The 14,415-nt window shown below is 42.5% G+C and carries 11 protein-coding genes; 3 read left to right on the forward strand and 8 right to left on the reverse strand.

Annotation, left to right across the window (positions count from 1 at the left end):
* Positions 1-89: 89 nt before the first annotated feature.
* The gene (locus IQ13_RS02605; protein ID WP_144884203.1) at positions 90-971 is read right to left on the reverse strand and encodes a DUF6089 family protein; all 882 of its coding nucleotides are present in this window, start codon (positions 969-971) and stop codon (positions 90-92) included.
* Between the two features lie 141 nt (positions 972-1,112).
* Here IQ13_RS02605 and IQ13_RS02610 point away from each other — a divergent pair, with 141 nt between their 5' ends.
* Positions 1,113-2,168 (forward strand): tryptophan 2,3-dioxygenase family protein, encoded by a 1,056-nt coding sequence (locus IQ13_RS02610; protein WP_144884205.1) that lies wholly within the window; start codon positions 1,113-1,115, stop codon positions 2,166-2,168.
* Between the two features lie 65 nt (positions 2,169-2,233).
* Positions 2,234-3,697, forward strand: coding sequence for a cryptochrome/deoxyribodipyrimidine photo-lyase family protein (locus IQ13_RS02615; protein ID WP_144884207.1), 1,464 nt, complete (start codon positions 2,234-2,236; stop codon positions 3,695-3,697).
* Positions 3,698-3,702: 5 nt separating this feature from the next.
* On the opposite strand, the gene IQ13_RS02620 is transcribed toward IQ13_RS02615, so the two are convergent.
* The 6 genes from IQ13_RS02620 to IQ13_RS02645 all read right to left on the reverse strand — a co-directional run bounded on the left by IQ13_RS02620 (position 3,703) and on the right by IQ13_RS02645 (position 9,844).
* A complete protein-coding gene (locus IQ13_RS02620; RefSeq protein WP_144884209.1) occupies positions 3,703-3,894 on the reverse strand; it encodes a hypothetical protein in 192 nt (63 codons plus the stop codon).
* 9 nt (positions 3,895-3,903) lie between these two features.
* Positions 3,904-5,259, reverse strand: coding sequence for an alpha-amylase family glycosyl hydrolase (locus tag IQ13_RS02625; protein WP_158637286.1), 1,356 nt, complete (start codon positions 5,257-5,259; stop codon positions 3,904-3,906).
* An 86-nt stretch (positions 5,260-5,345) separates the two neighbouring features.
* Entirely contained in the window at positions 5,346-6,473 is a 1,128-nt protein-coding gene (locus IQ13_RS02630) for a cysteine desulfurase family protein (protein WP_144884213.1), read from the reverse strand.
* A 62-nt stretch (positions 6,474-6,535) separates the two neighbouring features.
* On the reverse strand, positions 6,536-7,897 hold the full coding sequence (glmM, locus tag IQ13_RS02635; protein ID WP_242009464.1) for a phosphoglucosamine mutase: 1,362 nt from the start codon (positions 7,895-7,897) through the stop codon (positions 6,536-6,538).
* A gap of 211 nt (positions 7,898-8,108) precedes the next feature.
* Positions 8,109-9,104, reverse strand: a complete 996-nt coding sequence (gene holA, locus IQ13_RS02640) for a DNA polymerase III subunit delta (RefSeq protein WP_144884217.1) — start codon at positions 9,102-9,104, stop codon at positions 8,109-8,111.
* Entirely contained in the window at positions 9,101-9,844 is a 744-nt protein-coding gene (locus IQ13_RS02645; RefSeq protein WP_144884219.1) for a 3'-5' exonuclease, read from the reverse strand. The genes holA and IQ13_RS02645 overlap by 4 nt, the downstream gene beginning before the upstream one ends.
* A 38-nt stretch (positions 9,845-9,882) precedes the next feature.
* On the opposite strand from IQ13_RS02645, the gene IQ13_RS02650 reads away from it, so the two are divergent.
* Complete coding sequence (locus tag IQ13_RS02650; protein WP_144884221.1) at positions 9,883-10,869, forward strand: DUF8428 domain-containing protein; 987 nt, start codon at positions 9,883-9,885, stop codon at positions 10,867-10,869.
* Between the two features lie 62 nt (positions 10,870-10,931).
* Here the strand turns inward: IQ13_RS02650 and IQ13_RS02655 are convergent, their stop codons facing one another.
* The gene (locus tag IQ13_RS02655; protein ID WP_242009465.1) at positions 10,932-14,366 is read right to left on the reverse strand and encodes a DUF8818 domain-containing protein; all 3,435 of its coding nucleotides are present in this window, start codon (positions 14,364-14,366) and stop codon (positions 10,932-10,934) included.
* Between the last annotated feature and the right edge of the window lie 49 nt (positions 14,367-14,415).

Below are 14,415 nucleotides of genomic sequence, written 5' to 3' on the forward strand. Positions count from 1 at the left end.
TCAACAAGTGTTTATTTACACTGTTTTTCAACAAATTAAAGGCTTTTGTGGAAAAGAAAAGCCGGAGCGAATCCGGCTTGAAAATTTTATTAAAAAACATTGGTTGGACAGCCCAGCGAAGACCGCTTTCGGCCAGCTTTTCCGCTGCCCGTATTACCCCTGCTCCCGCCTGTTATGCGGTAGCTAAGTGTAACTCCAAGGAAATAGTAATTATCGTCGTACTGGCTGCCACCTCTCACCTGCAAATTCGGCGGATAAGGATCGCCGCTGTGTGTTGGTAATTCGGGTGTGCGGAACGACATTTCAACTGCTTTTGGTCCACGGTTGGCAAGTAAAACGGCAGGGTCAACATAGGTCTTACTCACATCATCCATGTAATCGGTGAAGGTTTTCCGGTAGCCAAATTCTACACCTACATCAAACCTGTCTGTTAATACCATACGTACACCAATTCCAAGCGGAACTGTAAACTGTGTTAAGCTGTACGGTTTCCGATCTGGGTAACCGGGTAAGCCCTGTCCTTCGGTTGACAATGGTTTCAGGAAAACTTTATTACCTGTCCGATCGTAGGCGTAAGGATTATAATAAAAACCAGCTAATGCCCCAAACACGTACGGTGAAAATACACGGTTATCCATACCAAGAAAATGATATTCTGCACCGGCATGTAATTCGTAAATATTTGTACTGAAGCTTAAGTTTCGTAATTGGTTAAAAGGATTTGTTTGAAAACGATCTTCTGCCCGCAGGTTCGCCAAATGCAAACCACCACGAAGCATAATATACGGGTTGATATCGTAACTGGCCCATAAACCAACTGCATAACGTGCCTGCTGAAACGTAAAAGGTTTGGCCTGCAGATCGCCATTGTAATTGGCCATGCCGCCAAACAGGTTTAAACGCAAATCCTGTGCTGTTGAAAAAAGAAAAGTTGATGCGGTAAAAATGAGTGTCAGCAGTTTCTTTTGCATAGTGTGTTGTTACGCAAAAATAAAGCCAGTTTTGATAACGATCCTGCTTTTTAATTATGGCTTCAACAGCACCTGATTTGGAAAACAGTAACAGCCTTGAATGAAGGATTTTGATTAATCTTGCCGCAACAATGTTTGCGTATGAAACAAGATAACGGGCAGTACTACCCCTCCTATTTGCAATTAGAAAAAATTCTCGATAGCCAGCATCCATTAAGCTTTGCCGAAGGACAAGCACCTGCGCATGATGAAATGCTGTTCATCATTATTCACCAGGCTTATGAACTTTGGTTTAAACAGATTTTGTTTGAACTGGAGTTTGTAAAAAAAGTGTTCAGCAAGGACAAAGTAGATGATAACAGTGAAGATTTGAATTTGTGCCGTCACCGTTTACAACGTATAACGAGCATTCTTGCTTTGCTCAACCAACAGGTAACGATCCTTGATACCATGACACCGATGGATTTCCTGGAGTTCCGCAACCTCCTCACCCCTGCTTCGGGTTTTCAAAGCAAGCAGTTCCGTTTAATTGAAGCAACGCTTGGATTGAAAATGGAAAAACGTCATCAGCACGATTATTACAAACGTACCAACGAAGGTGGTTTTGCTGCAAACGACTTTAACGAGATCAATTCCTTTGAAGCATCGGCGACCATTCTTCAACTGGTTAATCAATGGCTGGAACGTATGCCCTTTTTTGACGAAAAATTCTGGAAAGGATATGCTGCATTGTATCCATCAACTACGCTGCATCCGTTCTGGAATGATTACCGCAGCATTTATGCCAACAGTTTAACTGAACGTGAGCAACAGAAGCTGGCTGATTTTGATGCACAGTTTATTGATGAGAAACAGGCAGATGGTTCGTTCAGCGATGCGGCGATGCGAAGTGCGTTGTTTATAATGTTGTACAGGGACTTTCCCGTGTTTCAAACTTCGTTTCAAATACTCGATACCTTAATTGAAATTGATCATTGGCTTGCAGGTTGGCGACATAAACATTATGTTATGGTTCGACGCATGATTGGTATGCGTGTAGGTACAGGTAATACCAGCGGCGCCGGTTATTTAGAAGGTGCTGTGCAGCAACATTACATCTTTAAAGACCTTGCTGCGATTTCAACTTATTTAATTGAACGTAGAAAGTTACCCAAACTGCCCGATGAATTAATTAAAGCATTGGGCTTTTTGAGTTGATCGTTCTCTTACAATCAATCGCTGTTTAAGCTCAACAAAAAACAGACTGCATTGTTTGTTGATGCATGCAGGAAGCAATCACTATTGTTTGGTTTAAAAAAGATTTGCGACTTACCGATCATGCACCTTTATCGGAAGCGATCAAGCGTGGTTTGCCGGTTTTGCTCCTGCATTTTTTTGAACCAAGCCTGATGGATGCTGCAGACAGCGATGAACGGCATTGGCGCTTTATTTACGAATCGGTTGACGAAATGAAAACAAAGCTGCTTCAACAGCGTATTTCTTTCTTTTCGTTACATGCAGAAGTATTACCGGTACTTGAACAGTTGCAAACACATTTCTACGTCAACAGTATTTATTCGCATGAAGAAATTGGTAATGCCATCAGCTACAAGCGTGATAAAGCAGTGGCTGCCTTTTGCAAACAACAAAAGATACAGTGGCAGGAGTTTCCTACGAATGGTATTATTCGTGGATTGAAAAACAGAAACAAGTGGAGTGAAAAGTGGAATGAAACGATGGCATCACCTGAATATACAGTGCTGCTTCAGGAAATAAAGCCCGTTTCACTTCCCCCAACAATCAACAACTTGGATGCAGCAGCTCATCTTCCGCAAACGATCCGAACAAAAAATTCCTTGTTTCAACCGGGAGGCGAAACAGCTGCCTGGCGCTACCTTCTCTCTTTTTTGAACGAACGCTGCAGAACCTACAGCAAACATATTTCCAAGCCGGAAGAAAGCAGGAAAAGCTGCAGCCGCATTTCGCCTTATTTAACTTATGGCAACATTAGTATGAAGCAGCTGTACCAGTCTACACTCAGGACAATTGAAACAACAACATACAAAGGACCCTTACATTTTTTTATTGCAAGGTTACATTGGCATTGTCATTTTATTCAAAAGTTTGAAAGCGAATGCCGCATGGAATTTGAAAACCTGAATCGTGGGTTCAATGCTATTCGAACAACAATCAATGAAACCTATGTAACTGCCTGGAAAAATGGCGCAACAGGTATACCATTGGTTGATGCCTGTATGCGTTGTGTAACCCAAACGGGCTATTTAAATTTTCGCATGCGCAGTATGCTGGCATCTTTTCTTACACATCATTTGTGGCAACCCTGGCAAGCCGGAGCAAACCATTTGGCTAAACAGTTTTTAGATTATGAACCGGGCATTCATTATCCGCAGTTTCAAATGCAGGCCGGTACCATGGGTGTGCATACCATACGTATTTATAACCCGATAAAGCAGGGAAAAGAACATGATCCTGAAGGATTGTTTATCAAAAAATGGATTCCTGAATTAGCAAATGTGCCGGTGGAGTTTATTCATGAACCATGGCTGATGAGCGAAATGGAACAACAACTTCACAACATAAAGTTGGGTATAGATTATCCGCTGCCCATTATTGATGTGCCGGAGGCGGCTGCTTTTGCACGCAAACATTTGTGGGATGTGAAGAAAACAACAAACGTACTTACAGAAAACAAACATGTACTTGCTGTACACACCAAACGTTCCTGATTGAACTATTTGCTTAATAGAAATAAAACAACAGCTATAGCAACAATAGCCAGCAATAGGTAACCGGTCCAGAAATTTCTGTTCTGTTTTTCTTCAGCCAATTCTTCATTGTACTTTCCTTTGAAGCCATTGAAAGCCCAATAAACAAATCCACCGATCATCATCGGCATAAGAAAAGCAAGATGTTTATCGCCCATTACAGCTTATCAATAAGAGTACACTAAGTAACCCCAAGGCGCTAATACAAATTCCTGCCCATCGGTTAAATGCTCTTTCTTATTGGCGAATACATTTTGTGCTTCGCCGGCAATAGCTCCCTGCAGTTTGGTTGTTTGTGGTTTATTTGAAAGATTCAAAATCACCAATACTTTCTTACCATCCTTTTCTCTTGTGTAAGCAAAAACAGCATCGTCGTTTGCTGATTGCAGTTTTGTATAAGCTGCATCAACTGCTAAAGCAGCAGTACTCTTTCGTAAACCCAGTAAGGTTTTATAAAAAGCAGCACGCTGGTACTTTCCAAACGTAATGGTGTCTTTATAGAAAAAGGAAATCGAATCCAGGAAAGGTTCTTCTTGTCCGCTGTAAATTAACGGCAATGTATTTTTCCATGTTTGTGTTAATACCGCAAACGGTGCATGTATTTCGCCGGGCATTGTTTCGTAGTCGGCTTTATTCCAGCTATTCTCATCGTGGTTGCTGGTGAAGTACATTTTAATATAATCAGGTTTAAAGCTTTCGTCGAGGTGACGAAGCACTGTATCCAGCACCCTTGCACTCGCCTCTCCTTTAGCTACTTTTTTCATTTTGGCAAAACCATCCCAGCCATAGCTTGCATGAAAACCTGCATCATGTATCCACGCAACATCTGCTTCTGCCAGCATAAAAATATCGGGCTTCACCGTTTTTAATTCGGCAATACATTTCTGCCAGAAACTGCGGGGTACTTCGCCTGCAACATCGCAACGAAAGCCATCGATGTTTGTTTCGGTTAACCAAAACTTCATGGCATTGATCATGCTGTCGTGCAAAACAGGATTCCAGAAGTTGAGGTCACGGGTATCGCTCCAGTCGAATGCGTAGGCGAAACTGCCATCGGCTTTCTTTACAAAAAAATCGGGGTTGCTTTGCATCCACCTGTTATCGGCACCGGTATGGTTGGCTACCCAATCGGTAATTACTTTAAAGCCGAGTTCGTGTGCTTTGTTCACCAGGTTTTTCCAATCGTCCAGTGTACCAAACTCGGGATTAACGGCAGTGTAATCGGCCACTGCATAATAGCTGCCCAACGCACCTTTGCGATCTGCTTTGCTGATGGGGGTAATCGGCATAAACCAGAGAATGTCCATGCCCATTTCTTTCAACCGTGGCAGGTTTGCTTCAAACGCTTTGAATGTTCCTTCGGGCGTGTATTGCCGAACATTCACTTCATAAATATTCGATTGCTTAATATATTCGGGATAAGCAGATGTGGTAACAGTTGTTGCATTTGACGGAAGCTCCTTGCAGGAACACAGCAACAAGGTTGCAGCAGTAATCTGCAATACAAGATTTGAAAAGCGCATAATCAATAATTTAATGCTGGAAATTATTGAACTTTTTCTTACGCTCAACATCTATTTCTCTACCGGCTTTTTTGCGGGCCGAAAACTTAAATCAGGGTTTTCAGTTTTTCAACTACAATATCCACTTCTTCTTTTGTGTTGTATTTGCTGAAGGAGAAACGAACAGGTATCTGGTTAGGGTTACTGTTGATGGCACGAATTACATGCGAGCCTTGCTGTGCACCACTGGTGCATGCACTGCCGCCCGATGCACAAATGCCTTCCATATCGAGATTCATCAGCAACATTTCTGATTTTTCTGATTTGGGAAAACTGGCATTGAGCACAGTGTAGTTGCTGCGGCCCATCGGATCGCCATTGAAACTTACACCTTTAACGTGTTTCTTCAATTGCTCGATCATGTAATATTTGATGCTTTGGATATAAGCGCTTTCTTCTTCCAATTTGTCTGTGGCAATCTGTAATGCTTTGGCAAAGCCTACAATGCCGTAGACGTTTTCAGTTCCTGCACGCATATTGCGTTCCTGTCCGCCGCCATGGATGTAGGGTTTGATGTGTACGTTTTCGTTGATGTACAAAAGTCCTGCACCTTTTGGTCCGTGGAATTTATGTGCCGAACCGCTGATGAAATGCACGGGTGTACTGCGCAGATCAAAATTGAAGTGGCCGATGGTTTGCACCGTGTCGCTGTGGAAAATAGCACTGTACATTTTACACAGATTGCCCACCGCATGCAGATCGGTGATGTTACCGATTTCGTTGTTGGCATGCATAAGTGTAACCAATGTTTTTTGTTCTGTTGAAGCCAGCAGTTGTTCCAGGTGCTCCAGATCGATATGGCCGTTGGGCAAAACGTTTACATAACTCACTTTTGCTTCATCACGGTTGTCGAGGTATTCAACAGTATGTAAAGTGGCGTGGTGCTCAATTTTCGAAGTAATGATGTGGGTACAACCCAGATCACGAACCGATGCTGTAATTGCTGTATTTGAACTTTCTGTACCTCCGCTGGTAAAGAAAATTTCTGCCGGGTGTGCATTGAGAATTTTCGCTACAGTTTTACGGGAGTTTTCAATGGCTAATCTCGTTTCCCGGCCAAACGAATAGATGGATGAAGGATTGCCAAAACCATTTTGCAGAAAAGGTAACATGGCCTCCACTACCTGTGGATCGATGGCTGTTGTTGCGGCGTTGTCGAAATAAATACGGTTCATGATTTAAGGGAAATGAGGCTGCAAAGATAAGGTGATTACTGCCGATTGAGACAGCAAATGAATTACATCAACCCTTTAATCACATCCATCACCTCATTTGCCAATGCATCAGCTTTTTCAACAGTTGCTGCTTCTGAATAAACCCGGATAATGGGTTCGGTATTACTGCTGCGCAAATGCACCCAGCTTTTATCGAATTCAATTTTTACACCATCAACTGTGTTCACGGGTTGTGCTGCGTATTGTGTTTTTACTTTTTCAAGAATTGCTTTTACATCGGTACCTTTTGGCAGATCGATCTTTTGCTTACTCATGAAATAATCCGGATAAGTTTTGCGGAGTGCAGCTGTGCTTAATCCTGTTTGTGCAAGATGGGTTAAGAACAAGGCAATACCAATCAATGCATCTCTGCCATAGTGCAACTGCGGATCAATAATGCCGCCGTTACCTTCACCACCAATGACTGCATTTACTTCTTTCATCATCTTCACCACATTCACCTCTCCTACTGCACTGGCAAAATACTCGCCGCCATGTTTTTCGGTTACATCTTTCAATGCTCTTGTAGATGAAAGATTGGAAACTGTATTCCCTTTTTGTTTCGATAAAATGTAATCAGCAACAGCCACCAGTGTATATTCTTCACCAAACAAACTGCCGTCATCACTAACAAAGCATAAACGATCTACATCGGGATCGACAGCAATACCTATATGTGCTTTTTGGTTAACTACCTCTGTGCACAGCTCCACCAGGTTCTCGGCCAGCGGTTCGGGATTATGTGCAAAGTTGCCATGCATCTCTGCATTCAATACGGTAATATCGGTTACACCCAATGCATTTAACAGTGCAGGTACAGCAACTGCACCGGAACTGTTGATGGCATCCAGCACCACTTTAAATTTCTTTTCAGCAATAGCTTGTTTGTTCACCAACGGATGAACAAGAATTGCATCAATATGTGTTTGTAACAACGTATCGTCATCAGAATAAGTGCCGAGCTCATCTACCGGTGCAAATGCAAACGCTTCTTTTTCTGCAATCGCCAGCATCTGCTGACCAAGTTCTGCACTGATGAATTCTCCTTTTTCATTCAGCAGCTTTAACGCATTCCACTGTTTTGGGTTATGCGATGCCGTTAGAATAATGCCACCGTCTGCACCTTCAAATTTCACCGCCATTTCAACGGTGGGTGTTGTACTTAAACCCAGATCGATCACATGCAGTCCCATACCCAGTAATGTATTTACCACAAGGCTGCGTACCATTTCGCCACTCATACGGCCATCACGACCAACAATTACTTTTTTGCCTTTACCAAGAATTGTTGCGTATGCAGCTGTGAATTTTACAATATCAACGGGAGTAAGATTGTCGCCGGGAGCACCTCCGATTGTACCACGAATACCGGAGATCGATTTCATTAAAGCCATGGCTTATTTTAGATTTTAGATTTGCGATTGCATATTTTTCTGCGTTGCGAAGGTAATGCTTGTTGTTTGTTTAAGATGCTTTGATGCAACCGTATGCGTTAAGTCCTGAGCGAAGTCGAAGGATGATAAAGTGTATCTCGACTCCGCTCGATACGCTTATCCGTGGTTCGACTGCGCTCACCACTCACCACTCACCTCTTCCCTACATCATCATTTTATAGATCATTTCTTTCAACAGCGATCCGTCTTCTGTACCCACATCGCCCACACCAACGCTGCGCAGATTGTAATGATGCATCAGCAACAGGGCCGATTGCACACCTTCGTAACCATAAGCACTGGCTGTTGCTTTGTAGTCTTTCAAAAACCAGGCGTTGATGCCGGTTTGTGCTGCTACGGTTTTATCATCGCCCTGTGCGCCAAACAACATAAATACTTTGGAGAAATAACTGTACAGCGATGGCAGCACCAGTTGTATGGGCGCAGCTTTCGGATTGCCTTCAAAGTACTGTACAATCTGCAGGGCTTTGGCTAAGTTCTTTTTACCAACTGCATTCTGCAGTTCAAATACATTGTATTCTTTGCTGATGCCGACGAAGTTTTCAATATCGTCTTCGTTAATGGTTTTACGGTTGCCGAGGTTGAGGATTACTTTGTCTATTTCATTGGCAATACGGCTGAGATCGTTACCAATATGATCGACCAGTAAGTGAACAGCTTTTTGTGTGGGTTCGTAACCTTTCTTTTCAATGAAGCTTTGGGTCCAGGCGGGCAGTTCGTTATCGTACATTTTTTTTGTACTCAATACTTCCGCTTTATCCTTCAGCAACTTTGCAAGCTTACTGCGTCCATCTACTTTTTTTTCTTTGTGCGCTACTACAAAAATGGTTGATGCTAGCGGTTTGGCTACATAGCCTTCCAGCTTATCAATATCTTTCATTTGCTGGGCTTCTTTCAATATCACCACCTGTTTATCCGAAAACATGGGGTAACGCATACAGGCATTCACGACATCGCTCCAGTTGGTATCCTTTCCGTAAAAGATCGAAAGGTTAAACCCAGCTTCTGCTTCATCAAGGATTTTATGTTCAGCTGCATCAACCAACTGATCGATATAAAAATCTTCTTCGCCTTCGAACCAGTAAACAGGTTTAAAGCTTTTCTTTTTCCAGTCGTTGAGGATTTTTTCTACACTCATGTTTCGGTGCCGGCAATAAAGATGTTTTCCGGCGGCAACAAAGGTAATTGTTGAAAGCGAAGAAAAATCTGGGCAACCGCAACCACATCTTTCTGGCAGTACGTTACGATCCGTTGCAGGTTTTGCTCCTTGTAGTAAATGTCTTTTACCATGCTGCCGTCAATTCCATCTTTTGGTGTTTCAATACCCAGGCAGTTGGCCAGCAGATGCAGGGATGTATAGTTTTTATAGTCGCCAAATTTCCAAAGCTGCATGGTATCAACCAGGTTGGTCTCCCATGGTTTTCTTCCGCTGAATTGCAAGAAAGCCGGTAAGGCTAATTGGTTGATGAGCATGCGCCGGCTGATGAATGGTATATCAAATTCTTTAATGTTATGGCCGGCAAAGTGCATGTCGGGTGTAGTGTTGTAAAACTTCTCTACATCGGCAGTGAAAGCCTGCAATAATTTTTTTTCATTATCTGCTGCATACGACTTTAACCGGAAGCATAAACGGTTACCTTTATCGGTGTAAAAAAAGCCGGTAGAAATACATATTATTTTACCAAATTCGGCTTGAATTCCAGCCTTTTGCTGATAACTGTCAGGCAGCGAAAAATTTTCTGGCATGGTTTTGGAAATTTTGTCTGCCCAGAGATCTTTCCATACTTCCGGCAACTGTTCGAACGATGCAAACTGTGGTACTGTTTCGATATCGAGTACCATCAGACGATCGGGATGAATATGCGTTTGGTTAGCCATGGATAAATGTAATTTTTTAAAAATTAAAATCAAATAGTATGTCGTATTCAAATTATCCTTCAGCAAATCCGCAGGAACCTACCCCATCTGCGCCTCAGAAAAACAATCGTAGCCTTATCTATGGTTTGTTAATTGCAGCTTTACTCGGTACTTGGGGTTACATCATCTGGGATAAATCAAAAACAAAAGAAATGACTACGCAGCTGCAGGCGCAGTTAAGCACCAGCGATAGCAGCAAAGGCGCTATTCAAACAGAATACAACGCTGCACTGCAACGCCTTGATGAATTAACCAGCATGAATGCAAGCATGGACAGCCTGGTAAAAACCAAGAACGGTGAAATTGCAAATATGAAGAGCCGTATTCAAACGCTCCTGAACAAGCAAAACAAAACAGCAGCTGACCTTGCAGAGGCCAAGCGTTTAATTAACGAGTTGAATGAAAAAATCAGTGGTTATGTTGTAGAAGTGGAAACACTCCGTGGCGAAAACCTCCAGCTGAAAACTGAAAAGCAGGAATTAACTACACAGAAAGAAGCTTTGCAGGTGCAGTACGATCAAACAAGTGCAGAAAAGAAAGTAGTGGAAGAAAAACTGGATGTAGCATCTACATTAAATGCTTCAGCCATCAATATTGTAACAATTGATGAGCGTCGTAACGGTAAAGAAAAAGAAAAAGATGTTGCGAAGCGTGTAGATAAAATCCGTCTGTCGTTCAATGTGTTTAACCGTGTTGGTGAAGAAGGTACAAAAGATGTATATGTAGTAATTACTGATCCTTCCGGCCAGGTTGTAAGCAACGAAGCATTGGGTAGCGGTCGTTTCACCACAAGAGAAGAAGGTGAAAGAGTATTTACAAAAATGACCAGCTTAACCTTCTCTGCAAACAAAACAGTTCCTGTATCTATTGAGTGGAAACCAGGTGCAAAGTTTGTAGAAGGTGCTTACAAAGTTGAAATTTATAACAACGGTTTCAAAATTGGCGAAGGTTCAAAAACATTACGTAAAGGCGGTTTATTTAGCTAAACATACTTACACGTTGATGGTTTATTGGTGGAGCGGCAGGTTTTTCCTGCCGCTTTTTTTGTTTAGAACAATGCTCTTACACCTGCCCTGCCGGTATGAATTGCTTTTGACTCGCCCGGCTTTCTTCCTTCGTAAGTGAAATTAATTTCCATGTTGTTGGAGAGGCGGTGTGTAAAATCGATATTCCACAAAAAGTTTTTACCGGGTAATAATGCATCCAACATAATAAATGCAACAGTTGTATTTTTTGCACCGGTAAAATTGATATTGCTGAACTGGAACTTACCATTGATGGTACTGCTCGAAAGTACACTATAGCGCATTTCTGTAATAATGGAATGAACCGTTGCTTTTTCTTTCTGCCCCTCCGTATTGGTTTTGTCTTCCAGTTTATAGTTTAACGAGAATCGGTATTTTGTTCCGCTTTGATAACTGACAGATGGCTCGGTTACAAATTGTTTGAGATTGTAATTTCGGTTACCAAACTTGGGTGTTTCCAGTTGATTGTTGATGGACTTTACCAGTACGTTTGTTGAAAATGTTTTACTCAGGTTCCAGCGGATGCGTGCAGACAGATCCCGTACCGTTCTTGTTTCTAAACCATACGTAAGAATAGAGCGTCCAACATTTTCGATATGTGTAAAGTCTACGCCCCATACCGTACTGGAACGGTTAAAAAATAACGTATTGGTAAGTACAGAGCTCAACGATATTAGACTGCTGTCTTCTTTTGGTTTTGAAAACGGATCGAGGCTGATGTTTTTATCAGAAATTTCCTTTTTGAAAATCTGCAGCCCCGATTGCAGTGTAATTCGGGTGAGGAATTTTTTGATGCCTTTCGCACTGTTTACATCAATCATCGCTCTTGGGTTGAGATTGATACTGTAATTAAACTGATTATAGTTTGCACGGATAAAATCGAGCGTGGGTGTAAACACACGGATATATCTTGCCTGGTCTTGATAAAGTGCTACTTCAAATTCATTGATCTGCGGAATACCATCGGCATTGTAATCGTTCCAGGTGTACTCGCCTTGTCCTGCAGGAACTTCAAGGAAAGAATAATCTCTTCGCTGTTCCTGTCCGCTACCAGCTTCGTACAACAGGTTGCCAGTAAGCATGCCTTTCCATTCGTTTACAAAATATTCCGCACGGCCGAGTAAGGTTTGCTCGGGCTTTTGTCCGGTAAGCTGACTGTTGTATACTCTCAACTCACGCACAGTAGCATTTAAACGGAACTGATGTTTTTCACTGCTCATCAGTTCAACATAGGCATTGTAGTTAAAGCTGCGGTCGGTTTGTTCCAGCATTTTTCCTAATGGAAGTTTATCTCTTCTGGTAAAGAGATTAACACCCCATTTATTGGCTGCTTCTTTCGAACGCAGGTACAACGTCCAGGTATCCCAGCTGAAGGTTAATGCGGAAAGCGAATCGGTTCTGCGGTTGCGTGATTCGCTGTGTTCAAGATAATACTGCCCGCCAATTTCAATGTTATCAAGCTTCGCAAATCTTCTTTTCAAATCAACTGTTGGACGAAGAAAGAAACCTTTGTTGAAACCACTGTCGGTTGATGAGTAGTTGAGGTTGCCTGTCCACGTCCAGCCTTTTTGCTGAAAGTTATGCTGTACAATTTGACGAAAGCCTTTAAATAACTCGCCCCGTTGATAGTTTTGTATGGTGTAGCTGAATTTATGTTCGCTGCTGCGCATCAACTCAATACCAGCATTTGCCAATTGTTCTTTTTGCTGCTGCAAAAAAATGGGTAAGCCCCACTCCCTTGTAAATTCCACAGGGCGTAAACGTTCCAGTGCACGAAAGCTTTGTTGTACAAATTCGTAACTGCCTGTAAGTTTATAGTTGAGCGGTTTCTTTGTTGGATGTTTAAAGCTGTTGTTGTACTGCAAGGCAACACGACCGGCAGCACCATCATCATTCAACTTATCTTTTCTTGAAAGTGTATTGATATCGAAACGGCTGATGGCTACTTCTGATTTTACCAGCAGCTGTTTCGTTATTTGATAATCGGCACCAACCGTCATCATCTGTTGCGTACGTGGAGCTACTAACCGCAAAGCCGGAGCATAACGTCCCTGCCGCACACCGTTAACCGGCGCCACCCATTTATAGGTTCGCCCGTTGGTGCCTGCTTCTTCCAGAATATAATCGGCATTGCCAATGCCCACATCGGTAAACGAAGCACCGTATACATCGGGTTGATCGATGCTGGTATACACCAATACCGAATCGTACAACACATTATTAACTGTACTGTCAACTAACCGGTACACAATTTTATTGGCAGCAAAGGTGTCTTTCACAATGGATGGATACAAAGCTGTTTCAACTTTATCACCAATATCAAATAAAAACTGCCGTTGCTCAGTGTTTAAAAACTGGTTGACAGAAGTATTCTTTGCATCGGCATTGGAAAAAGCATTCACCCGTACCGTCAGTTTTTCATTCAGCTTTAATTCGTTGCCCACAATAAACTGCGAGTTGACAAAGTTGCGGTCGGCATATTCAAACTCCACCTGTATACGCCGGTCTTTAGTAATCATACGGCGTGGGGTAAACGTAATTTCTGCTGTGTTGTAATTGATCACATAATCCTGGTCTTCGCCACGCTGCATTAATTCGCCATCGATAAACACACGTTCTGTTCCTGCAAGAACAATAAAGAACAATTCGCCATTAGGACCTTGCAAACGGTATGGTCCCTGGTTTCCTTCCTGCCCCTGAAATAAATAACGATTGAATTTTCCTTTGGCAATAGCACCGGAAACAAGTGTAGTATTCTTTCCTTTCGCAAATACATTGCTTTCGTTCTGGAACGAAATACCCTGGAGACGTTTAAAAAAGCTGAGAAAGTATGCATCGTTTCGCCTGATATCAATATCGCCGAGATTCAACTGCCAGCCTCTCTTTTTTAATTGAATCCAAACACGGTCAAATTCATTCAGCTGCTGGGTATTGCCTTCGGCCTGCACCGGAATGTTATTATCGGTTAACGCAGCAGAGAGCATCATGCTATCGCCGATCATGCCATTGATCTGCAGATTCAACACACCATTCACCACTGCATCCTGGTTATTACCAAATGCAATACCACGGCCAAAGCTTCCGTTGTAATTCACATTCCCAAAGTCGAACATGCCTTTACCAAAGCCGGGATTATTGTCGAGTGTAATAGGTGCGGTCATGAAGTTGTTTTTCACATCATCAAACCGCAGCCGCTGTACCTGTGCATTGAGTTTAAAAGGAAATACACGATAGGTGATTACAACCGAATCGGGTATTTGAACTTGTAGCCAGGTAAGTTTTGCATTAATCTCATCAACGGCATATGCATCTTTGGCGATGCCTGCAATACTTACAGACTGCGGAACGATACTCAGCGTATCAATTTTAACCGGGCTGGTTTTTGTGCTTATCTTCTTTGTCCGGAGATTAGATAATGGCGGCTGCTGCTGGGCATTGGCCAGAAGAAAGGAAAGCAACAGCGCTATGACAAAAACTGGTTTTCTGATAAAGCAGTGGTTTTCAGGA

Source organism: Lacibacter cauensis (genome assembly GCF_007830055.1).
Lineage (GTDB): Bacteria > Bacteroidota > Bacteroidia > Chitinophagales > Chitinophagaceae > Lacibacter > Lacibacter cauensis.